Source organism: Citrobacter sp. Marseille-Q6884 (assembly GCF_945906775.1).
Taxonomy (GTDB): domain Bacteria; phylum Pseudomonadota; class Gammaproteobacteria; order Enterobacterales; family Enterobacteriaceae; genus Citrobacter.
The window spans coordinates 13,602-37,799 of sequence record NZ_CAMDRE010000003.1; the positions used below are offsets into that span (position 1 = coordinate 13,602).

A 24,198-nucleotide genomic window follows, 5' to 3' on the forward strand; every position below is an offset into this window, starting at 1 on the left:
GATTATGTGAGCCTCTTTTTATTTGTCAGGAAAGGTATTTTATTATGAAAACATTAATTGCTGTCACTGCGTTAACCTCTTTATTATCCGGGGCGGTTTTTGCCCAGTCCAGTAACATTGCGCACGACGCACATCGTTTCGTCAATAATGCCTCTGCAATTTCCCATGTGAACGCGGCTACGCATGAACAGAATACTGATGAAAAAAATAAAGATATAGCGACTCCGTTTTCTGAAATGAATGAACATGAAAGAGCTATTATTGCTCATTCATTTATGAATAATAGCGCTTCTTATCCACATCAAAAAATGATTGAGGAACATAAAAAAATGCTGAACGAAAGTGAAGCAAACACAAAAAACTTATCCTTTAGCGAACTGAATGCCGGTGAGAAAGCTGCACTTATACATGAGAGTGTCAATAATGCAGGTGCCGAAGCTCATCAAATACAGGCAAAAAAACTTCGAGAATTGTATGAAAGCGGCAAGCAGTAAGCGACTTCTGCTCCCCCCTGGGATGAGGTGACGATTTTACTGGCAGGTCACTATGCGGGGTTACGGCATAGTGACCTGCATAATTAACGCTACTCATCACTATCGGGCCTGTCATACAGTTCCCAGAGCTTCAGGAGCAAACGGGAAACAAGATATGTTACAAAAATGATGACCATCAACGGTGCTCCCGATTAACTGACAGATGACACGCCTCCAGAAAACCCCTAGCATACGCCGCAGTGTTCATGCTAACGGCGAATTCCAGTAAATGTATTCTACCGATGTCGTAAAAGAAAATGCCTACCTTTCAGCCACCCGCTCGGGCCTGGAATCGAACGAGATCGCTACCCTTCAGCGCTCTTTGCCTTCCCGGTTTAATCTTCGGCATTTGAAAAAAAATGAATCATTAAAACTCGTACTGCAAAAGAAAGCGGGAAAATCACGTGTCGTAGCCTATAAATTTACGTCCGGTTCATTTAATTACACGGCGTATCGTATATCAGACAAAAAGTTCTATAACCTTTCCGATACTTCCGGGAAAGGCAGTCTCGATTATCCGTTACCGACCACAGCAAGACTAAGTTCGCCTTTCAATCCTGCAAGACTTAACCCGGTATCGGGAAAAGTGAGTCCCCATAATGGCATTGATTATTCCATGCCCATGAACACGAAAATAGTTAGCGTCATCGACGGAAAAATCACCCGGGCCGAATACAACAGTACTATGGGATATTTTGTTGAAGTAACGGGAAAAGCCGGTGTTAAAACTCGCTATCTCCACCTCAATAAAATACTCGTTACTAAAGGGGCCAGGGTTACCCGGGGAGGCGCTATTGCGTTATCCGGTAACAGCGGACGTTCATCCGGTCCTCATCTACATTACGAGCTGGTCATCAATAACAATCCTGTTAACTCGCTGGCGTTCCGGGCAGCGGTACCCGCTGATAACAAACTCGAACAGCATGCCTTTGCGCATGCCAGAGACTACGAACGATACCTGGACTGATAACGGGACCGCGACGCGGCCCCGTCTGCCGGATTAATTTTTTTTATCGTTTTCACTTCCGTGATGTTGATGATCTCCATGCCCTCCGTGTCCGTGGAAAAGATGCATTAGCGGGCAGACCAGCAATAACAGATATGGCCAGTAACCTGCCACATGTGACCAGTGTTCGCGCAGGAGGGCAAATGCCGCGATCGCGGCGACTGCAATAAGAGCATAAGTTGTACTTTTCATTCCGGACTCCTTCTGTTCGTAACTGGCTCTTCATTCAGGGTTATTTCCCGAGCCTGACCCTTTTCAGACGCAACGCATTTACAATGACGCTGACGGAGGAAAGAGCCATGGCCGCCGCCGCAATAACTGGCGACAGCAGTATTCCATATACCGGGTAAAGCAGACCAGCAGCCACGGGCACGCCAAGTGCGTTGTAGATAAATGCAAAAAACAGATTCTGCCGGATATTTGTCATGGTGATTTCTGACAGATGACGTGCTCTGTTCAGTATCATCAAATCGCCTTTGAGAAGGGTAACGCCGGCACTTTCTATTGCCACATCTGTACCCGTTCCCATGGCTATACCCACGTCAGCCGCCGCCAACGCCGGGGCATCATTCACACCGTCTCCGGCCATCGCAACCACATGACCAGACTCTTTCAGTCGGGTTATCACTGCTTTTTTGCCATCAGGCAGAATCCCGGCTTCAACCTCATCTATTCCCAGTTTCCGTGCGACTGCTTCAGCAGTAAGCTGGTTATCCCCGGTGAGCATAACAATGCGGATCCCCGCCTGACGTAACGCTTTTAGCGCATCCGGCGTAGTTGCTTTCACGGGATCCGAGATAGCTATCAGGCCTGCAAGGTGCCCGTCTGTAGCCACATAGATAACGGTAGCGCCTTCCATCCGCAACGTATCTGCAACGGCCTTTTGATTATCAATAACGATCCTGTTTTCCTGCATAACCAGCTCATTACCGATAACAACCCGTTGACCTTCAACATCGCCTGAGACACCTTTACCCGACGGGGCATTGAAATTAGTGACTGCGGGTATCGCGATCCCCTTTTCCTGTGCTGCTTTAACTACTGCCATACCCAGCGGATGCTGCGAGCCTTTTTCCACTGCGGCCGTTACACGTAAAAGAGATGTTTCACCACCCGGACTGAGACTGATAATCCCTGTCACCGTCGGCGCACCTTCCGTGAGCGTGCCTGTTTTATCGACAACCAGCGTGTCCACTTTTTCAAGGCGCTCCAGCGCTTCGGCATTCTTGATTAACACCCCGGCCTGGGCTCCTTTGCCTACCCCCACCATTATCGACATCGGCGTGGCCAGCCCAAGCGCACAGGGACAGGCAATAATCAGGACCGATACAGCAGCAATCAGACCGTGCGCTACCTTGGGCTCGGGCCCCCAGACAGACCAGATCACGAAAGCAACAACCGCGATAAGTATCACCAGAGGAACAAACCAGCCTGAGACGCTGTCAGCCATTCTCTGGATGGGGGCACGCGAACGCTGTGCATCAGCGACCATCTGAACAATTCGTGAGAGCATCGTTTCATCACCGACTTTCTCTGCACGGATGATAAGACTACCTGTCTGATTAATGGTCCCGCCGATGACAGGGTCACCCTCCGTTTTGGTAACCGGCATTGACTCCCCGGTTACCATCGATTCATCAATGGCCGTTTTGCCTTTGATCACGATACCGTCGACCGGAACACTCTCTCCAGGCCTGATGCGGAGCTTATCGCCAGGCAGGACATCTTCAGCATTAATGTCCGTTTCATGACCATCATCATCCAGTCGTCTGGCGGTTTTGGGAGCAAGGTTCAGAAGTGCGGTAATGGCGCCCGACGTTTGTTCCCTTGCGCGTAATTCAAGGACCTGTCCCAGCAGAACAAGCACCGTGATAACAGCGGCGGCTTCAAAATAAACGGCCACCAGGCCATCCATGTTTCTGAACGATGCAGGAAACCAGGAAGGGAAGACGGTTGCAATGACGCTGTACACCCAGGCTACACCGGTCCCCATTGCAACGAGAGTAAACATATTCAGGGAGCGGTTACGCAACGACATTCCGGCCCGGGCGAAGAATGGCCAGCCACACCACAACACGACAGGAGAGGCCAGAAGTAACTGCAGCCACGTGTTGTACTGTGGCGGTACTGTATTCCTCAAAGCGGGAAACAGATGAGATCCCATTTCGAGTATCAGAACCGGAAACGCCAGCAACAACCCCAGCCAGAAGCGTCTTGTCATGTCGCGAAGTTCATCACTCGGCCCCGTGGATGCCGTGGCTACGAGCGGTTCCAGTGCCATTCCACAGACAGGACAGCTTCCGGGACCACTACGGCGTATCTCCGGGTGCATCGGACATGTCCACACACCTCCAGAAGTATCTTTCTCCGCCTGGTGGTGAGGCTGTTTTATCTGATCAGGGTTGACTTCGTGGTGATGGTGATGGGAACGTTCACTGGCATCTTCGGTAAGATAACGATCGGGATGGGCTTTAAATTTGCTCTCACAGCTGGCGGAGCAGAAATAAAGCTGATAGTCCTGGTATCGAATGCTGCTGTGCGCCTTATCGGGCAGGATTTCCATCCCGCACACGGGATCTCTCACCTTATGCAATACGTGACTCTCGTCCGGGGATAATGTCTGTTCAGAAGCACTCTGGTTGTTGTGTTGCACTGCATTGTCATTTTTCACAGTAACTCTCCTTATGCATACCTGAAGCATCTTCTGTCTTCAGGGTATGTCATGGATGCGATTACCACGAATGTCGCCGGCACAGGAGTGCTTGCTGCCGGCGTCCCGTTATCAGCCGTTCCGCTGACTATTCGATTCGCTGGAAGACTATTTTACTTCCATCCGGTGAGAATGCGATAACATCGTAAGCCTCTTTCCGGGCTCCCATCTCCATTCCCGGACTTCCTGCAGGCATACCGGGGGTGGCGAGACCGTGTATACCCGAACCAGACTGCATTGCTTTATGTATCGTTGTCGCAGGCACATGGCCTTCAATGATCAAATTACCGGCAACCGCGGTATGACAACTTCGTAGTCCTGCAGGAACAGCATGCTTTTCTTTCAGGGCTGACAGCGCCTGATCATTCATGACGTGAGTTCGCACTTCAAACCCGTCCTTTTCCATCGCCTTGCCCCACAGGGAACAGCAACCACAGTTTTCAGACTTGTACATGTCTATTACTTTTTCACCTGCCATTGCCGGAAGTGAAAGGCCAAAAGCCAGGGCCATTAAAATTATTTTTTTCATACTCACCTCTGTATGTTATCGATGTAAACCCTGACGTCAGGGTGAATTTATGCAAAAGGACACCCGCAGGGGTGTCCTTTCAGGGTTATGACACGCTCTTTTTATGTCTGCGCAGCCAGATGAGTTTATAGGCGGCAGGAATAATGAACAGGGACAGCAGCGGAGCTGTGATCATCCCGCCAATCATGGGGGCCGCAATACGGCTCATGACTTCTGAACCTGCGCCGGTTCCCCAGAGTATCGGCAGCAGACCCGCGATGATCACCGCCACGGTCATGGCTTTCGGCCGGACACGCAGTACGGCACCATGATAGAGGGCTTCATCAAGGCCTTCCGGTGTGAACGTCTCTTTACGGGACAATTCCGGGTGCGCTTCAATGGCATGACGCAGATACATCAGCATGACCACGCCAAACTCTGCTGCCACCCCGGCCAGGGCGATAAACCCGGTTCCGGTCGCCACTGACATATGGAAGCCCTGCCAGTACAGGAACCATATCCCGCCAACCAGGGCAAACGGCAGGCTCATCAGAATAAGTAAGGCCTCATCAGCCCGGCGGAATGCCAGATATAACAGGATGAAGATGATCATCACCGTCATCGGTACCATCAGTTTTAATTTCTTATTGGCGTGCTCGAGTAATTCAAACTGTCCTGAGAATGCCACACTGGTCCCCGGTCTCAGTTTCACTTTCTCACTGATGGCCGTCTTAATATCGTTCACCACCGACACCATGTCCCTGCCGCGGGCATCAACATAAATCCAGCTGGCTGGCCGGGCATTTTCGGTTTTCAGCATGGTTGGTCCGGAAACGACCTTAATATCGGCAACATCGCCCAGCGTAATTTGCTGCTTCATTGGGGTCAGGATTGGCATCTCTCTCAACGCCTGCGGACTGTTACGGTAATCCTGCGGATAGCGAATGTTAATAGGGTACCGGGCCACGCCTTCAACCGTCTCACCCACCATAGCCCCACCGATGGCTGAAGAGACGAACAGCTGGACGTCGCCCACAGTCATCCCGTAGCGGGAAGCTTTCTCCCGGTTGATATCGATATCGATGTAGCGCCCGCCCTCAAGTCGCTCAGCCAGGACAGACACCACGCCAGGCACGGTTTTGGCTACCGCCTCGATACTCTGCGCCGTCGCGTCGATATCGGACAGAACAGTCCCGGACACTTTGATACCTATCGGGCTTTTGATCCCGGTTGAGAGCATATCAATACGGTTACGGATAGGCGGCACCCAGAGGTTTGCCAGACCCGGTAAACGGACTGTCCTGTCGAGTTCATCAATAATCTTGTCAATTGTCATGCCGGGACGCCACTGATCCTCAGGTTTGAGCTGGATCGTGGTTTCCACCATTTCGAGCGGCGCGGAATCCGTTGCGGTCTCTGCTTTACCGGTCTTGCCAAATACAGAAGCCACTTCAGGAACGCTTTTGATTAACTTGTCTGTTGTCTGCAGGAGCGCTGCAGCTTCTGCCGGAGAGACGCCAGGCAAGGTCGACGGCATATACAGCAGATCGCCCTCGTTAATCTTCGGCAGAAATTCACCGCCCACCTGACTCAGTGGCCAGATAACCGTGAAAATGGACAAGGCCGCAACCAGCAGGGTTGTTTTTGGCCAGTGGAGGACCCGCAGCAGCAAAGGATGATACGCTTTGATCAGCACCCGGTTCAGGGGGTTACTTGTCTCGGCAGGAATTTTCCCCCGGATCCAGAATCCCATCAGAATAGGAATGACGATGATGGCCAGTGCGGCCGCTCCCGCCATGGAGTACGTTTTCGTGAATGCCAGCGGGCCAAACAGACGACCTTCCTGCCCTTCCAGGGTAAAGATAGGAATAAAGGACAGGGTGATGATCAGCAGGCTAATGAACAACGCGGGTCCCACTTCCACGGAGGCGTCGGTAATCACCTTCCAGCGGGTGGCGTTGTCAATCTGCTCACCCGGATGCTGATGATCCCACTCCTCAAGCCGTTTGTGCGCATTTTCAATCATCACAATGGCGGCATCCACCATCGCACCGACGGCAATCGCTATCCCTCCCAGCGACATGATATTGGCGTTCAGTCCCTGGAAGTGCATGACGATAAAGGCGATACACAGGCCAAGCGGCAGAGAGATAATCGCCACCAGGGCAGAACGTACGTGCCACAGGAACAGAGCACAGACGATGGCCACCACGATAAACTCTTCAAGAAGCTTGTAACTGAGGTTATCAATCGCCCGGTCGATTAACTGGCTGCGATCGTAGGTGGTCACGATTTCAACGCCTTCCGGCAGGCTGGCCTTCAGCGTCTCCAGTTTATCCCTCACTGCCGTGATAACGTCGCGCGCATTTTTACCCGACCGCAGGATCACCACGCCGCCAGCGACTTCTCCCTGGCCGTTCAGCTCGGCAATACCACGCCTCATTTCGGGCCCGGTCTGCACGCGGGCAACATCCCGCAGATAAACCGGCACGCCGTTCTCACCTGTTTTCAGGACGATGTTATTAAAATCATCAATGCTCTGAAGATAACCGCTGGCACGGACCATATACTCCGCTTCGGCCATTTCAACGGATGAGCCACCGGCCTCCTGGTTAGACGATTCAAGTGCCTGTTTCACTTCGGGCAGGCTGATACCGTACTGGGACAGTTTTACCGGATTGACCTGAATCTGGTACTGTTTCACCACGCCGCCAACCGAAGCGACCTCAGCCACGTTCGGGATGGTTTTCAGCTCAAATTTCAGGAACCAGTCCTGCAGAGAGCGCAGTTCTGAAAGGTCGTGTTTTCCGTTGCGATCGACAAGGGCATATTCAAATATCCAGCCCACTCCCGTGGCGTCCGGGCCGATTTCAGAGCTCACACCCGCAGGCAGTTTGCCCTGAACCTGATTCAGGTATTCCAGCACGCGCGAACGGGCCCAGTACAGATCGGTGCCGTCTTCAAAAATGACATACACATACGAATCACCGAACTGTGAAAAGCCACGCACGGTTTTTGCGCCAGGTACGGACAGCATGGTGGTGGTAAGCGGATAGGTGACCTGGTTTTCTACAATCTGCGGGGCCTGTCCGGGATAGCTGGTTTTAATAATGACCTGCACATCTGACAGGTCAGGCAGCGCATCGACCGGCGTGTTAATTATCGTCCATGTGCCCCAGATGCTGAGAAACAGTGCGCCCATCATGACCAGGAAACGGTTGGCGACAGAGCGCCGGATAATCCATTCAATCATCGTCGTCTCCTCAGTGCCCTGAATGCATATTTACAGGCTGCTCAGACATTGCTGGCATACTGTTTTCTGTTTTTTCAGGGTGGCGCATACGTTCCAGCGCGCCCGTAATATTGGCTTCGGAGTCAATGAGGAACAGGCCACTGACCACCACGGTATCGCCTTCATTCAGGCCGGAGCCAATGCCGGACTGTTGCTGTGATTCATGCAGAACGTGGATCTGTTTCGGCACAAACTTGCCTTCATCATCAACAGTAATCACGCGCTGTTCTTTGCCGGTATCGATAACGGCCTGGCTTGGTATCAGCAGCATCTCCTGGCTCTTGGTATTCAGTTTCAGATAGGCATTCATGCCCGGCTTGAGAAACTCATCCTTATTAGAAACCTGGAGACGGACCTGAAGCGTACGGGTTGTCTGATCCACGCTGGGAAGAATGTTCCATTTTTCGACATGGAATGTTTTATCCGGATAAGCCGGTACCGAAATTTCAAACTGCGACGTATCTTTCAGCAGATAGGCGATAGATTCTGGCACTGCAGCGCTGATCCAGACCGGGTCCATCCCCTGAATCTGAGCCACTACTTTATCTTTCGAAATATTCATGCCGGTGCGCAGGTCAAACGCAGTAATGACACCATCAATAGGTGCTTTAATGGTAAAACGGGTCTGGATTGTGCGGGTTGAACGCAGCCTTTGAATATCCTCTTCCGGCATACCAGCCAGACGAAGTCGCTCCAGAACCCCTTTTATCTGGGTTGACGTACCGCCTGTACCGGATAACAGCAGGAACTCACTTTGTGCCTCAACCCATTCAGGAATGGTGATATCGATAAGCGGAGTGCCTTTCTTCACATGATCGCCAATCGTCAGGGGATACACTTTTTCGACGAAACCGTCAGAACGCGCCTGCACAATGACAAACTGATACTCGTTGTAACTGACATTAGCCGGGATTGTCTGGGAATAATTCAGCATTCCTCGCGTAACTTTTTGCGTTTTTAATCCCAGATTCTGAACCTGGGTTGGATCGATACGGATCCCGCCACTGCTTTTATCGCCACTTTCATCAGCATATTTCGGCACCAGGTCCATATCCATAAAGGGAGATTTTCCGGGTTTATCAAATTTGGTATCCGGTTTCATCGGGTCATACCAGAAAAGTACCTTTCGCTCCGGTGCCTTTTGTTCGGTTTGTACTGTTTTTTGTGATGAGTTTACATACTGCCAGGCAGTAACCGATATCAGCCCCCCTGCTATGAGGCTGCTGATAATTATTGCAGCATATTTTATCTTTAAAGAAGCCATACAATTTCTCGCTGAAAAATCAAAACACCTGGCATATGCGCCCGATCATTCATTCACAGTAATCCCTTAATGAATGTTCAGGCGCACTGGATGTATTCGCTCCGGACTGATAATCAGGATTGCGTAACGTTAATGCTTTTGAGTAAGGAGATATTGCCCTGCTGAATAAACGAGAAATCGACATGGTTGCCGGTTTTCAGGGCATTGATAGCGTCGTCTGCATTAACAAAAGTGAAGCGCATGGTCATTGCAGGCCAGCCCACAGCAGGGATTGCTTCGTGCGAAATGGTAATCTTTTTACTATTCATATCAATGTCTTTAACGACACCGGTGCCCTTGATAACCTGCTGTACCGAAGCATCACTGGCAGTATTCATATCGCCATGCTGATGTGTTTCAGCATGAAGACCGGCAGAAAACATGACAGAGAAGGCACCAAATAAAACGGCTTTAAGTGAATTACGCATTTTAAATTTCCTGATTAATGAAATAAATTTACTCTACCCAACCGCCACCCAGCGCGGTAAACAGATTAATTTCGTTAACCTGTCGGGAATAGGTAAGATCGAGAATGGTTTGCTGCGTAGCGAAGAGGGAACGTTCTGCATCCAGCACTTCGATGTAACTGACAGCACCACTTGCATATAATCCTCTGGCACGCTGGAGAGTTATCTGAAGTGAATCAAGATAACGCTGCTGTGACTCAAGTTGCTGGCTAAGGCTGTCGCGCAGCGCAAGCGTGTCGGAAACATCCTTAAAGGCTGACTGAATTTTTTGTTCGTAATTAACCACCGATTGTTGCTGGCGAATTTCAGCCAGCTTCAGATTGGCTTTATTCCTGCCAGCATTAAAAATAGGAATTTCAATTTTAGGGATAAAATTCCACATTCCACTTCCTGACGTAAACAGGCTTGACAGCTCCGTACTGCTTGCGGAAAGACCACTGGTCAGGGTAATGGAGGGGAAAAAGGCCGCTCGCGCTGCGCCAATATTGGCATCAGCCGCTTTCAGCTGATATTCCGCTTCCATAATATCCGGTCGCTGCAGCAAAATTTGTGAAGATAGATTTGGTGGCAATTTTACTGGTGCGATCTCCCCGCCTTTCATCCCTTTTTCTGACGGAAGTGCGCGGTACGTTCCCAGCACCAGTTGCAGGGCATTGTTTGCCTGAGCCAGATCGCCTTCTCGTTTGGCTATTTCGGCGCGGGTACTTTCGATTTGTCCTCTCGCCTGTTCAAGTGCCAGAACGTTCGTACTCCCGGTCACGAGCTGTTGCTCAACGAAAGCATAGGACTGTTCATAATTTTTCAGCGTTTCCCGCGCAATACGGAGTTGTTCGTACGCCAGTTGCTGGCTGAAATAGCTCTGTGAAACGTTGGAGACCAGCAGGATGTGTACGGCACGACGGGCTTCTTCGCTGGCAAAGTAGTTCTGGCGATCAGCCTCACTCATGTTCTTAAGTTTGCCAAAAAAATCGAGCTCATAGCTGAGCTCCAGACCCGCGTCGTACTCCTGTGTGGTCGGCTTGTCACCTTTCAGACCACCGTTGTATGTGATCCCGGATGAGGCATTCAGTTGGGGATAACGATCTGCATCCGTGACGTTGAACTGGGCCCGGGCCTCTTCAACCTTCAGGGCAGCCATTCTCAAATCACGGTTATTATTCAGGGCTTCACCGATCAGCCTGCTGACCTGGGGATCGACAAAAAAGTTTCGCCAGCCCGTATCCTGATAGCTGTTTACCGCAGGCGTCAGACTGTTTTTAGACAATGAAAACTGCTGGGGAACCGGAGCTGGCGGACGCTGATATTCAGGTGCCAGAGAAACACAACCAGCCAGGATGAATATGGTACTGATGCTGAGTAATTTTAATTTGAACATAACGCTTCTCGTACAGGCAGACCTGGTAAATGGTTCAAACGAAGTCCAGAGTATTGATAGGGATACTTTACCGAACGCTCTCTGTTTGCCGGGTGACAGGATAATGACAATGTTGTCATTTTTGCTGTAATCCGTTGATAACGATCGTGGGCGCAATAAAATGACATTAGCAGCCAGCCGGGGAGCATGATGAAAATATTAATCGTTGAAGACGAAATTAAAACAGGTGAATATCTCAGCAAGGGGCTGACAGAGGCGGGGTTCGTCGTGGATCACGCTGATAATGGTCTGACCGGATATCATCTTGCCATGACAGCCGAGTATGATTTAGTCATCCTGGATATCATGCTGCCTGATGTAAACGGCTGGGATATCATCCGTATGCTGCGCAGTGCCGGAAAGGGGATGCCGGTATTACTGCTGACGGCCCTTGGCACGATTGAACACAGGGTCAAAGGACTTGAGCTGGGTGCGGACGATTATCTGGTGAAGCCCTTTGCGTTTGCTGAACTGCTCGCCCGGGTAAGAACCCTCCTCAGGCGGGGAAACACGATGATCACGGAAAGCCAGCTTAAAGTGGCTGACCTCTCGGTTGATCTCGTATCCAGAAAAGTCAGCCGCGCCGGGAACCGCATTGTGCTCACCAGTAAAGAGTTCAGCTTGCTGGAATTCTTCATTCGCCATCAGGGAGAAGTTCTTCCCCGCTCCCTGATTGCCTCTCAGGTCTGGGACATGAATTTTGACAGCGACACTAACGCGATTGATGTCGCAGTAAAGCGACTCCGCGCTAAAATAGACAACGATTACGGGACAAAACTGATCCAGACAGTGCGGGGCGTGGGCTACATGCTGGAGATCCCGGATGCATAGCAAACCGTCCAGACGACCTTTCTCACTCGCTCTGCGGCTGACCTTTTTTATCAGCCTGTCCACAATACTGGCGTTTATCGCCTTCACCTGGTTTATGCTGCATTCTGTTGAAAAGCATTTTGCCGAGCAGGATGTCAGCGATCTGCAACAAATCAGCACCACACTGAGCCGTATACTCCAGTCCCCGGCAGATCCGGATGAAAAAAAAGTAAGCAAAATAAAGGAATCGATCGCCAGCTACCGCAACGTTGCCCTTTTGCTCCTCAATCCCCGGGGTGAGGTGCTGTACAGCTCTGCGCAGGGGGCAGCACTACGCCCGGCCGTGAATTCAGCCGATTTTAGCGAGCACAGCCGCGCACGGGATGTCTTTCTCTGGACGGTGGAGGATCCTGCGGGACCGATGGATACCGGGTCCGGAATGAAGATGGAAACGTACCGGATTATCTCCTCCTCTGGCCAGGCGACATTTCAGGGCAAACAGCAGAACTATGTCATGCTGACTGGCCTCTCCATTAATTTCCATCTCCATTACCTCGATGCGCTGAAAAAAAATCTGATTGCGATTGCCGTCGTGATAAGCCTGCTGATTGTTCTGATCATTCGCATTGCTGTCCGTCAGGGGCACCTGCCCCTTCGTAATGTCAGCAATGCCATTAAAAACATCACCTCCGAGAATCTTGATGCGCGGCTGGAACCGACACGCGTTCCCATTGAGCTGGAGCAGCTGGTTATCTCGTTCAATCATATGATTGGAAAGATTGAGGATGTTTTTACCCGCCAGGCCAATTTCTCTGCCGATATCGCGCACGAGATCAGAACGCCCATCACCAATCTGGTGACACAGACTGAAATCGCGCTGAGTCAGGATCGAACCCAGAAGGAACTTGAGGATGTCCTCTACTCCAGCCTGGAAGAGTATAACCGGATGACCAAAATGGTCAGCGACATGCTGTTCCTGGCGCAGGCAGACAATAATCAGCTGATACCTGACAGGGTCATGTTTGACCTCAGAGCGGAAGTCATGAAAGTCTTCGAGTTTTTCGAAGCCTGGGCCGAAGAACGCAATATTATGCTCAAATTTGACGGGATGCCCTGCCTGGTTGAGGGAGATCCACAAATGTTCAGAAGGGCGATCAATAATCTGTTATCCAATGCCCTGCGTTATACCCCGGAGGGACAGGCAATCACCGTCTCAATAAGAGAGCAGGAGAGCTTTTTTGACCTTGTGATTGAAAATCCGGGGAAACCGATCCCTGAAGAACATTTATCAAGGCTGTTTGACCGTTTTTATCGGGTGGATCCATCCAGACAACGAAAAGGAGAAGGCAGCGGCATCGGCCTTGCGATTGTGAAGTCAATCGTGGAAGCACATCACGGAAGAGTGCAGGTGGAATCAGACGTACGCTCCACGCGTTTTATCTTATCCGTGCCCAGACTGGAGAAAATGATCCCGGAAACCCAATGCTGAAAATAAAGATGTAAATGACAAAGATGTCATTAGCCTGTCATGCAGCAAACAGAAGCCATTCGATATAATTAGTGCAACTTATCAGGAAGGCTGGATTGCTTCATCAATACCCGGCGTCAGAGTACGCCAGGAAATGAATATCCAGCCCTCTTCCGGAGAAATAAACGCTGCCGAACTTGTTTCAGTTATGGAACTGAAAACACCGGTTGTACTTCCCCGGACATCACTAATTCAGAAATGGAGAGTTATCATGAAAAATATCGTATTAGCATCTTTGCTGGGCTTTGGTTTAATTTCATCGGCCTGGGCCACTGAAACCGTGAATATCCATGATCGCGTCAACAATGCACAGGCTCCTGCTCACCAGATGCAGTCTGCTGCGGCTCCTGTCGGGATCCAGGGGACTGCTCCTCGTATGACCGGTATGGACCAGCATGAACAGGCCATTATTGCTCATGAAACCATGACGAACGGCTCGGCGGATGCGCACCAGAAAATGGTGGAAAGTCATCAGAAGATGATGGGAAATAACACGGTATCCACGACCGTCCCGTCAACGTCTTACGCGGCGATGAATGAGCATGAAAGAGCAGCGGTTGCCCATGAATTCATGAATAACGGGCAATCCGGCCCACATCAGGCCATGGCCGAAGCGCACCGCCGCATGATCAATGCAGGCTGAATGCGACGGTAGTATCCGTGCTGTTACCTTTTCCCTGATAGATTTTCCTGAAACAACGTTGCTACATTTTTGCCCCCCGTCAGGGGGCTTTTTTGTCTGACTCAGCTACACTTAACCGGTACCTGTCTGAAAGGAATTATTATATGAAAATCAAAAACACCCTTTTTGTAATATTAATGTTATCCCTGCCAGCCATTTCTGCTGAACATTCGGAAATGAAAATGTCAGATATGCACTCATCGGCATCATCACAGGAATATATGGCTGGCATGAAAAAATGATGGCCGCCGTTAATGAATCCAATCCCGATAAGGCCTTTGCAAAAGGTATGATCGCACACCATGAAGGGGCAATCGCAATGGCTGAGACCGAGCTCAAATACGGAAAAGATCCCGAAATGAGAAAGCTTGCGCAGGACATCATTAAAGCTCAAAAAGGTGAAATTGAGCAGATGAATAAATGGCTTGACAGTCATAAATAATGAACACTGGAGTGTTGTCTTGCGCCCCCTCTTAGGGTACCCCCGGACACGAAAATATATAGCACTTAACTAATTAATAACCCTAATAATTTCGGGTTTTTAATGTAACTTTCTTTTCTGAACGGAAATAATAGTCATACAATTTAATTTTCTTGTAATTACTCCTACTTTTAATCAGGTACTGGACGATGGATAACGACTCCCGCCTGAGAGGGAAAATCCGTCTGGTTACCTGGCGCTATACTTAACCGATTGATCGACATGCCATGCTGGTAAAATATTAAAATCCTCCCCCATAAATCTGAACCACATGACAGGATTGATAGCCAGGCAGTATTTCACATTCATTGCTAAAAAAATAAAAATAAGCATGCATCTTCTCGAAGATCAATTACCTTCCATCTTGTAAAAAAGAATCAAATCCTCTAATAATATCTCGATTCCCGCTTTTTTTAATACATCTTTCCGCTCGGCATATATTTTCCTCAACATATCTTCAAACCCCTTGCCAAGATGAATTTGTTTATGGCAGTTGCAACATAGTGATATGATATTCTCTTCCACATCCAGTGAATTCTCAAAATAGTCTTGCTTTGACATCGGGACAATGTGATGAGGTTCTGTGTAATTTAGAGGAGAGTTTCGCCTTCTGAACGTTGGATGGTCGCAATTAATTTCACATTTATAATCAGCTTTGTTAAGCGCATTTTTTGAAACAGATTTACTTCTTGGGTATGAGAGTCCATTTTTGACTTCTATTGCAGCTTTCTTAGGTTTCGCTTTTTCGCTATACTCAAATGTCTGAGTAACGTCAAAGTGATTACTTTCTTCTAGAGCAGTGATCAAATCATTATCTGAGTAAAAATCAATGCTTGAGCTTTCGTTCGTACTAAAAAAATCTAGTTCTTTTATTGCCTGAACAAGTTCTTCACGGATAGTCCATAAATTTCGCTTTGGGTTTCCTTTAATTTCTCTACTTTTCATGACTGTAATGAATTTTGTCCCGGAAGCAATCTTTCCGACTCCTTTAACCTCGAATCGGCCAAGCTGCTTCTGAACTCTTCCACCCAACCCATTGATTACACCATTAGCACTCATACTGTGCAGGTCGTACTTCTTGCCGATATCGAAACATGTACAGGAATGGTCTGGCTCAATGAACCATTTTTTTAACGCTGCAATACTTTTGTCATCAAAAACTTTTTTATCCCTTAATAAAATCTTCCATTCTTCAATGCTAATATCTATATCACAGACGTATTCACCATCAATTACTTCACATATTTTTTCAATCATGTCCATAACTCTCTTGTAACACAGGCTTTGTAATAATGTAAAATCCGTTACACGGCGTTGTATGTAATGTCATTGTCTCTTGGACTCCTACAGTCCAAAACAACTTTGTGTTTTGTTGTCCAAAAACTTTTTGTTGCCGTGAGTTCTCACTGAGATAAATCTCGCCTTGAGCGTATCACATCAGCAGACTTCCTCTCAACCTTATGGACTTAACCCGGTCATTCTTCACGACAAAGAAAGTACGGCATTTTACATGACGAAGAGACGGTCTCAGCTTCACATGACCGGATAACGTTTTTAATGTACTTCATTATTACGGCACGGGTGTTCAACGAGTATTTTTAAATATTAATCATTTTGTTTAACGGGTGGATACCTACAAATTTTAACATTTACTAATCAAGATAGCAGTTGTACGTACTTTCCCGGCAAAAATCCTGAGGTTTACAGATTCCCTCACCGTAACAGACCCGGTCATTCCCCTGGTCCTCCGGAGAGTCTAGTACGAGTGATAAACGTGAATTCCTGTACCTGAAGTTCAGCCGCTGGCAGATAAGTCGTGAACTATAATTACACTCAGTCAGATCCAAACACCTTTTCATCTGCATATATACTTTGTACATACCAGGAGATTACATGCAGGCACCCGGTATACCGGAGAATGAAGAACAGAGGCTGAAGTCCCTGTATATTACCGGCCTTCTTGATACCCGTGACGATGAGCGTTTTGAACGCCTGACGCGGCTGGCCCGCAAAGCCTTTCAGGTCCCGGTGGCCCTGATAAGCCTGCTGGATCGCGAGCGCCAGTGGCTCCTCGCCTGCCAGGGCGTCGGCGTGCGCGAAACTCCACGTGATATTTCGTTCTGCGGGCACGCCATTCTGCAGGAAGGGCCTTTTATCATTCACGATGCGGCTGCCGATGCGCGATTTCACGATAATCCCCTGGTTACCGGTGAGCCACACATCCGGTTCTACGCCGGCCAGCCGGTGAGCCTGCCGGACGGCACGGTGGCCGGCACGCTGTGCCTGATCCACACCGTTCCCCGCGCCTTCACGGATGAGGACATTGCGTCCCTCCGGGACCTGGCCTGTATCGTGGAGGACGAATTCGAGGCCATCAGCATGGCCATGACGGACAGCCTGACGGGCATTCCCAACCGGCGCGGGTTTTACCGCGCCGGCGAAAAACTCTTCCGCGCAATGAACCGGCAGGATGCGTCGTTCAGCCTCATCTATTTCGATCTGGACAGGTTCAAACCGGTTAACGATCTCTGGGGACACGCGGAAGGTGACGAGGTGCTGAAGATCTTTGCCGGCTTTTTACATCAGCACCTTGAACCGGGTGAAATAGCAGGCCGCCTCGGCGGGGATGAGTTTGCCGCCCTGATCCGGCGAAACGGTAACACTCAGTCTTATCTGCACGCGCTGAGTGCCAGTCTCGATCATTACAATGACACCTCGGGCAAGCCCTACAACATCAATTATTCCTTTGGCGAACTGATCAATAACGCAGACCATTATACGACACTGGCGGAGATGATCGGTAAATGTGACGAAGTGATGTACCTGAAGAAAAAAAGAAAGACCCTGTCGCGGAAAACAGAACCGTGACGTTCTCCTTCCCGGCTGATCCCCTGACCCGGGGTTCAGCCGGACGGCATGAACAATATATTTAACCGCAGGACGCATAAAGTCATTTATATTTGCTCATGGTGCAATAGTCCACTCATCGCAACAATTACTCGTTTTTTGTGTCCATGCTGCAATAATTCCTCTTCTCCACTTCTGAGATCCGAAAAAAGGTAAACCCGGAGGACTGGAGGACGTATCTGGGATAAGTGGGAATCGAGCAACATTTTTCCAGAGAAAAAAAGTTGCTTACCACTTATTATTCATAGAATTTTTACGGATAATTCAGGGCATCTATGCTTGGTAAATTTCTCAAAAGTGTCTCATGGCAGGTCCGGACCGAGCTACACCGGCGTCTGAAATCCAATCGGGACCGCAAAAACCTCAGTTGGAACCTGGTGGAACGGATACTTGTTGCCTCGTCCACCCATTACATTCGGGCTATGCTTTTTCTCTGGGCTATTGCTGCTGTCGCTCTCGGAGTGGTTATATGTTTACGTCCTGTTTTACATCCGTTTGCGCTCCAGCATTTTGAAAAAATAACCGAACTTCCTGGATGGATGTCAAATTTACTGGGCAGCCAGCTGACTATTATAGGGATTGTATTTCCGTTGGTTGTTGGCTTGATCAGCGTTCTGTTTCAGAAAAAGTCTGCCAGGATCCATATTCAGTCTGCTTATCAACTGTATTCAGGGTATATGTTTTCCGGGCTGAGTGGTTTATCGCTTGCGGCTTTTATTCTGCTCAGTGGTATGACTTCCTCCTTAGGAGATAAATATCTCAATACCGCTTTCGCCGCCACTGCGTTTCTATGGATGTTGTTCAATATCGTTTTATCTATCTGGTTCTTCATCACCAGTCTGAACGTGTTGGATGAAGATAAGCGCGATCGTCTGATGAATAAATATTTTCTGGCACAGATAGTGAATGGCTACATTTACAAAGCATATGCTCAGGCCTGGATACGCTATCCTGGTTATCATATCGGTGAGAACTATCTTGGTGAAATCAAAATACTTCCTTACTCTGTATCAGGTAAGGAAGAAATGGAGCACATTCAATGCGATGTAAACAAGAATGATGTTGTTTTAGATATACATATCAGACCACTTTTGTTTCTTCTTAAAAGGCTAAAAACTGTTGGCGGGAAGGATGCAAAGATAATCATTTTACCATCGTTTGGTGACCAACCTGGTGAATTGACGATATTATCCTCGACAGGTATCAAGCCCCTTTCAACTCTCTGGTGCAGTTTATACAAGCGTTGTATTGTGACAGGCCAGCCAGAGAAAAGCAGGAGCCTGGATGATATAACCTTTGATTTTTTTGGTGAAGCATACGATGCACTCAACGACAAAAATATTGGTGTTTTCAGAACTGGAGTTAACCGGTTAACAGATACCTACACCTCTATTAAACGAAGCTTTGCCCATGAGGATGGAGGAAACCTTCTTGATGAAGTAAAAGAATCTGGATTCGGTCCTTCATTCAGTGATTCATTCCACTATGACTTGAGAAAATTTATTCGTGAAACGGTAAAATCAACCGAAACGTCAGGCGAATATTTTCATGAAGCCATGTATATTCCATTGCAGGTTTACAAAAAATCTGACAGCACCAGTTTTACAGACTTCAAACAATTTACATTGTCGCTCTTTAGAGTATGGCATGTACTTAACGAATGGAAAGCCGGCCTCGGAGTCTCCCTTTCGGCCAGTCAGGAGCAGACGCACCAGGAACTTATTCGCAGCTTTATAGGTCTGTGGGAAGGCTGGAGTATGGGATTAATCATTGGCAAATCCGAAAGTAAAGATTTTGCCGGCCGCCTGATGTACCACCTGCATAACACCGTTTGTCTGCTTATCCCGCCATTGGTTGCTGATAATACGTCGTCCACGAAATATGCTCATGATGTTCTCTGTCTCTGGCACAGTCAGAGCCGATTTACACGGCACTGGGAGGAGGAGTATCGCTGGCACAGTTTCTTTCTGACCCCGGATTATCTGTCTCTGGAGGAGACAAACTCACAATGGAAAACCTTACTCAGGGGCAATTTGTATAAAGAGAAGGCTGCACTGTCCATCATGTTTGCAAATGCGTTGTCTGATATGCGCTTGCTGATCTCAGGTTATCTTATCGCGCATTTTGAACCACAACAAAACATAGATATAGCCGACCTTGTAAATCACCTTATTACCTCGAAATTATTCGAAGAGAGAGATACTTATGACACATTAACTCCGGAGTTCAGAAACGCTGTCGATATCATTGATATGATATTAAGAATTGAACATTGCAATCATCATACAGATGCGAGCTGGTACAGCGGTTTATCAGAAACAATTGAGGCGATGAACTCATTCAATGACAAGCGTCTCATTCCCGGGCGGACTTACACTGGAGTAAGAGACGATTTAGGGAGCCTCTACGGGGCGTTTTCTTTACTGGCTATAAAACTTGCCAGACCTGGAGAACAGGTTACGCAGCGGGTTAATGAGGCCCTGGCTGGAGGGTTGTTTTCTTATTTCAGCAAATCCAGAGCAGTCACCATTCTGAAAGGAATGAAGCGAGACCCCCTTGTTCCATATTCAGGTTATATTATTCCAGAGGAGGATTATGCCGCGAATGTTATTTTATTTAATGATATAGTGGATAAATACATTGAAGTATTCAATCGCAGTATTGCAGCAGATATTATTGCCGCTGAAGTTGACACAGAGCGTCTCAGGAATACAGATATCCGTCTTACGGAGGAGTTCCCAGGTGCTTTGCATGAGGATATTCTATTAACACATTTCAGATTTACAGAAGATTCAAAGTATCATCATAACTGGAAAATGAGGTATATTCCTGTCGGAGTTACAAAAGATTACGTAGCTAAAGGCCTTAATCATAATATTTATGGTAACTTCCCATCTGTATCAGAAGTGAAGAGAAATATTCTTCACGGGCTGCATTATTTGCTGGGGAGATCACAAGCCAGATTAGTCATGAAGATTAACAGCCTTGAAGACATAATTAAAAAAGTTGCTAAAGCCTCAGCAGATCAGAATAATTATATTCTTGTGATATATGGAACCCGCTTCAGTGAGGAGCTTAGGGAGTTAATATATCAGCGAGAAAGACATGCCGCCTTAGACATACATGTTGATGTGTCTGCCAGAGGCGTCAATTCCCTGCCGTTCAGGATCAATAATTGTCAGATTTACCAGGTGCATAACCGCAGGCTGGATTATTCACTCCTCATCAGTAGTGAATCATTTGGTGAGCTCAAACTGTTCAGGTATCCTGATGGCACTCTTTTCAATACATTCTACCGCAGCAGCGATGATCCTCTAGAGGGAGTGATGAAAACGCTGTGGGAAATGGACATGCAGGTTACAGGTCCTCTTGTGGCTCGTTTTGAACATATCTGAACCGAAATCTGGCGACCCTGTAACGGGTCGCTGTTTAATTGCCAGTAAATCAAAAAATACCAATTTTTATGCCACGACAAGCAATAATCTACTAATTACAACAATCTGTCGTTTTTTGTGACTGTCCGGCAATAATCTTTCTTATCTTCTCCGCAGATCCGATTTCTGGTTGTTCCGGATCTTTCAGAACACTACCGGGGCGTGGCGGCAGAGAAACACAACATGTGCCACGTCAGCAGCTGCCTTTTCTTCTATATATAGTGTTTAACTCTTTCCCGTGACCCGGCATATAGTGACAGAAAAGACCGCTTCGCTTATTCAGTGACCGTGGTACACTTCCGGAAACCTCTTATATTCAGGAAAATCGGATCATCCGATAACCGCCGTCCGGTAATTTAACGACGTGACTGTTTTATTGCTTATCAAATGCACTTTTCTTTACTTGTATGCAAAAAGAATCATAATGTATACATATTATTCATTAATGGTAAATAAAGCCTCATGTTCGCTCCTGCATATTTTTACCGCCACTGAATACATTTTGTATAAGGAGGAAGTCATGGCGAAGATCCAGGCCAGAAATGTGGATGATGCGCTGTTTGCACGCATTGAGCAGTCAGCAATGAAAAATGAACGTTCCCTCGAAGGGGAGATCCGCCTGGCGCTGGCCAGACAGTATCCTGTCGGGACCATCTCACCCGCAATCCTCTCCAGCCGGCAACAGTGGCAGAAGGAATGTGGCGGGCGTCTGCGAGCCCTGTTTGATCGCCTGTCCGCTGACGGTTTTTTCCCCGGTTCAGGGCATGTCGGGCCGACACGCATCGCCGACCAGGTACGGATAGCACACTGGTTAAATGTATCCCCGGGACTGCTCCTGGACTGTATCGATGGCGCCGGCGAGTTAACCCTTGCTCTGGCTGAACGGATTGAAAGCCGGTTCGGCACCAGTGCAGACTGGCTGACCACCGGTGACGGGATGATGTTCCCGCTGGTGATACTGGGGACGTATTCCGGTGTCAGCTGGGAGGGATTTTTCTTCCCGGACGATGATGAACGGTATGTCTTTGAATTCATCCGCATCGATGGTGGGCGCCATGATGGCACCCTGATGGTCCTGCGCCAGCATGAGCAGAACGGTCGTATCACTGCCGGAGTGGTCACAGAGGCGTTTTTCCTCGGTGCCGGTATGGGGTCGGGGGGGTACGGAAACCTGAAAGAATTTTTGTTGTTCCTCAGACAACACTGCGGAAATCTAGTCATGAATACGTATGTGTTCTCCCCCCCGGAGCCGGATTTTGATTTCTGGTCCGTGATGGGACAGCACCATCCGGTCTGGTTCCGTGAAGCAAAGCGTCGTTCCCCTTCCTGCTGGCTGCAGCAGGTACTCAGTGGCGAAGATCCGGGGGGATGGTTTAAAGGCGGCTGGTCACTGGTACTGAAGGACGTGGCGGAAGCCCGGACTCAGGATGTTGCTGATGCGCGTGCGGCTGAACATAATGAGTAATCCCATGCTTCCGGCCCTGCCCGGCGTCTCTGTATTGTCCACGGCGCAGCTACCGGTGGCCATCGATTACCCGGCGGCGCTGGCCCTGCGCCAGATGGCGATTGTCCAGGATGAGCTCCCGAAATACCTGCTGGCACCGGAGATCAGCGCCCTGCTCCATTATGTCCCGGATCTGCACCGTAAGATGCTGCTGGCGACGCTCTGGAATACCGGCGCGCGTATTAATGAGGCGCTGGCTCTGACCCGAAGCGATTTTTCCCTGGCGCCGCCCTGGCCGTTTGTGCAGCTGGCTACCCTCAAACAACGGGCCGAGAAAGCGGCCAGAACGGCAGGCCGCGCGCCAGCCGGCATCCAGGCGCATCGCCTGGTTCCGCTTTCAGACAGCCAGTACATCAGCCAGCTGCAGATGATGGTGGCTACGCTGAAGATACCGCTTGAGCGACGCAATAAACGCACCGGCAGAACCGAGAAGGCCCGCATCTGGGACATCACCGACCGGACCGTGCGAACCTGGATCGGCGAAGCCGTTGATGCTGCTGCTGCCGACGGAGTAACGTTCTCGGTGCCGGTGACCCCGCATACGTTCCGCCATTCCTACGCCATGCATATGCTGTACGCTGGTATCCCGCTGAAGGTGCTGCAGAGTTTAATGGGACACAAGTCGGTCAGCTCGACAGAGGTGTATACGAAGGTGTTTGCGCTTGATGTCGCGGCGCGCCACCGGGTGCAATTTCAGATGCCGGAGACCGAGGCGGTGGCTATGCTGAAAGGCGCTCTATGAGTCCTGATAACGGCCTGCCGCGCCCGACGGGCTTGTCCAACCCCTCGTCGGTTCAGAAGCCAGTTCTGAACCGACGAGGGGTTTTCGGTGATGGCTGTGCTTGGGTTGGTTTTACCATTATGCAGAAATGTATCATTGCCGGGCCATCTGTTGTGCGGATGCAGGTGCAGGTGTTTCCGGATGCAACTCCGCCACTGTTTCGCTTAAACTACACTCAGCATGAACGTTAACAGGAAACCGCCAGCATTTTGCAGGCTGAATATAAGGATAAGGGAGCTGAGTGACGCTGACAGAAAAATCGGGCCATCTGGCATGGTGTGCCCTGGTGGCGCTTGCGCTGGCCAGACAAAACGGCAATGTGCTGTCACCGGCACAGGAAAACCTCTTTCTCACCCGCTGGCTGGCGACTGCGCTGAAGCAACGTCGTTTTTCGCGTGATGTCGCTCCCGACATCGAGTGGCTTCTGAAACAGGGGCGCCAGTTGGGTGTCGGTGCGAAGCTGTCCAGCAAACTGAATTACCTCTGGTGCTCCTGCATCGGCGAGCTGTCTGGGCAGAACGATCTATTCCGGCTGACATATGCCCTGGAAACCGTAAAAGACATGCGCTGGAACTACCACCTGCTAAGCGATCGGGAATGGTCCGGCCGGTATGCCGTTGCACTGAACGCTGGAGTAAACAGCGTTTATCTCTCCCGGTCTAATCTTGATGTCGCTTTTGATGATGATGGTCATCAGGTTAACCCACTGATGGCCCAGCTGACGGGGAATGTTGCAGGCGTGATCAAGCTGCTTAACCGATGTGGCTGGCAGGCGGTGTCAGCGCATGACGCCTCCCTGCCCCACCAGTTTACGCTGATGGCCAGACAGGGAGGATAA

18 protein-coding genes and 1 pseudogene are annotated in these 24,198 nt (G+C 49.2%); 11 read left to right on the forward strand and 8 right to left on the reverse strand.

Going from position 1 to position 24,198, the window contains the following annotated elements:
• Positions 1-44 precede the first annotated feature (44 nt).
• Entirely contained in the window at positions 45-494 is a 450-nt protein-coding gene (locus N7268_RS23485) for a hypothetical protein (RefSeq protein WP_008786776.1), read from the forward strand.
• A gap of 268 nt (positions 495-762) precedes the next feature.
• Positions 763-1,500, forward strand: a complete 738-nt coding sequence (locus N7268_RS23490; protein ID WP_032951218.1) for a peptidoglycan DD-metalloendopeptidase family protein — start codon at positions 763-765, stop codon at positions 1,498-1,500.
• Between the two features lie 33 nt (positions 1,501-1,533).
• Here the strand turns inward: N7268_RS23490 and N7268_RS23495 are convergent, their stop codons facing one another.
• The 7 genes from N7268_RS23495 to silC all read right to left on the reverse strand — a co-directional run bounded on the left by N7268_RS23495 (position 1,534) and on the right by silC (position 11,194).
• Positions 1,534-1,731: a DUF2933 domain-containing protein gene (locus tag N7268_RS23495; RefSeq protein WP_000843494.1), complete on the reverse strand. Its 198-nt coding sequence runs from the start codon at positions 1,729-1,731 to the stop codon at positions 1,534-1,536.
• A gap of 40 nt (positions 1,732-1,771) precedes the next feature.
• Positions 1,772-4,240, reverse strand: coding sequence for an Ag(+)-translocating P-type ATPase SilP (gene silP, locus N7268_RS23500; RefSeq protein WP_141711933.1), 2,469 nt, complete (start codon positions 4,238-4,240; stop codon positions 1,772-1,774).
• A gap of 97 nt (positions 4,241-4,337) precedes the next feature.
• Positions 4,338-4,778 (reverse strand): DUF411 domain-containing protein, encoded by a 441-nt coding sequence (locus tag N7268_RS23505; protein ID WP_260864719.1) that lies wholly within the window; start codon positions 4,776-4,778, stop codon positions 4,338-4,340.
• An 85-nt stretch (positions 4,779-4,863) separates the two neighbouring features.
• Positions 4,864-8,010, reverse strand: a complete 3,147-nt coding sequence (silA, locus tag N7268_RS23510; protein ID WP_110246277.1) for a Cu(+)/Ag(+) efflux RND transporter permease subunit SilA — start codon at positions 8,008-8,010, stop codon at positions 4,864-4,866.
• Positions 8,011-8,020: 10 nt separating this feature from the next.
• Complete coding sequence (silB, locus tag N7268_RS23515; RefSeq protein ID WP_001485328.1) at positions 8,021-9,313, reverse strand: Cu(+)/Ag(+) efflux RND transporter periplasmic adaptor subunit SilB; 1,293 nt, start codon at positions 9,311-9,313, stop codon at positions 8,021-8,023.
• A gap of 113 nt (positions 9,314-9,426) precedes the next feature.
• Positions 9,427-9,780: a cation efflux system protein CusF gene (gene cusF, locus N7268_RS23520; RefSeq protein ID WP_001246154.1), complete on the reverse strand. Its 354-nt coding sequence runs from the start codon at positions 9,778-9,780 to the stop codon at positions 9,427-9,429.
• A 28-nt stretch (positions 9,781-9,808) separates the two neighbouring features.
• On the reverse strand, positions 9,809-11,194 hold the full coding sequence (gene silC, locus N7268_RS23525; RefSeq protein WP_000475512.1) for a Cu(+)/Ag(+) efflux RND transporter outer membrane channel SilC: 1,386 nt from the start codon (positions 11,192-11,194) through the stop codon (positions 9,809-9,811).
• Positions 11,195-11,383: 189 nt separating this feature from the next.
• Between silC and silR the strand changes: the two genes are divergently transcribed.
• The 4 genes and pseudogenes from silR to N7268_RS23545 all read left to right on the forward strand — a co-directional run bounded on the left by silR (position 11,384) and on the right by N7268_RS23545 (position 14,695).
• Entirely contained in the window at positions 11,384-12,064 is a 681-nt protein-coding gene (silR, locus tag N7268_RS23530; RefSeq protein WP_001572351.1) for a copper/silver response regulator transcription factor SilR, read from the forward strand.
• The gene (silS, locus tag N7268_RS23535) at positions 12,057-13,532 is read left to right on the forward strand and encodes a copper/silver sensor histidine kinase SilS (RefSeq protein WP_260864720.1); all 1,476 of its coding nucleotides are present in this window, start codon (positions 12,057-12,059) and stop codon (positions 13,530-13,532) included. Before silR ends, silS begins: the two co-directional genes overlap by 8 nt.
• Before the next feature lie 250 nt (positions 13,533-13,782).
• Complete coding sequence (gene silE, locus N7268_RS23540; RefSeq protein ID WP_000790483.1) at positions 13,783-14,214, forward strand: silver-binding protein SilE; 432 nt, start codon at positions 13,783-13,785, stop codon at positions 14,212-14,214.
• A gap of 143 nt (positions 14,215-14,357) precedes the next feature.
• A pseudogene (locus tag N7268_RS23545) lies at positions 14,358-14,695 on the forward strand (DUF305 domain-containing protein).
• Positions 14,696-15,082: 387 nt separating this feature from the next.
• On the opposite strand, the gene N7268_RS23550 reads toward N7268_RS23545, so the two are convergent.
• Positions 15,083-15,991, reverse strand: a complete 909-nt coding sequence (locus N7268_RS23550) for an HNH endonuclease (protein WP_106671866.1) — start codon at positions 15,989-15,991, stop codon at positions 15,083-15,085.
• Between the two features lie 636 nt (positions 15,992-16,627).
• Here N7268_RS23550 and N7268_RS23555 point away from each other — a divergent pair.
• The 5 genes from N7268_RS23555 to N7268_RS23575 all read left to right on the forward strand — a co-directional run bounded on the left by N7268_RS23555 (position 16,628) and on the right by N7268_RS23575 (position 24,198).
• The gene (locus N7268_RS23555; protein ID WP_004213565.1) at positions 16,628-17,602 is read left to right on the forward strand and encodes a sensor domain-containing diguanylate cyclase; all 975 of its coding nucleotides are present in this window, start codon (positions 16,628-16,630) and stop codon (positions 17,600-17,602) included.
• A 314-nt stretch (positions 17,603-17,916) separates the two neighbouring features.
• Entirely contained in the window at positions 17,917-21,036 is a 3,120-nt protein-coding gene (locus tag N7268_RS23560) for a hypothetical protein (protein WP_106671844.1), read from the forward strand.
• A 559-nt stretch (positions 21,037-21,595) separates the two neighbouring features.
• Complete coding sequence (locus tag N7268_RS23565; RefSeq protein ID WP_048227259.1) at positions 21,596-22,540, forward strand: hypothetical protein; 945 nt, start codon at positions 21,596-21,598, stop codon at positions 22,538-22,540.
• A gap of 4 nt (positions 22,541-22,544) precedes the next feature.
• Positions 22,545-23,321 (forward strand): site-specific integrase, encoded by a 777-nt coding sequence (locus N7268_RS23570; protein WP_048227271.1) that lies wholly within the window; start codon positions 22,545-22,547, stop codon positions 23,319-23,321.
• A 280-nt stretch (positions 23,322-23,601) separates the two neighbouring features.
• Complete coding sequence (locus N7268_RS23575) at positions 23,602-24,198, forward strand: DUF2913 family protein (protein WP_048227261.1); 597 nt, start codon at positions 23,602-23,604, stop codon at positions 24,196-24,198.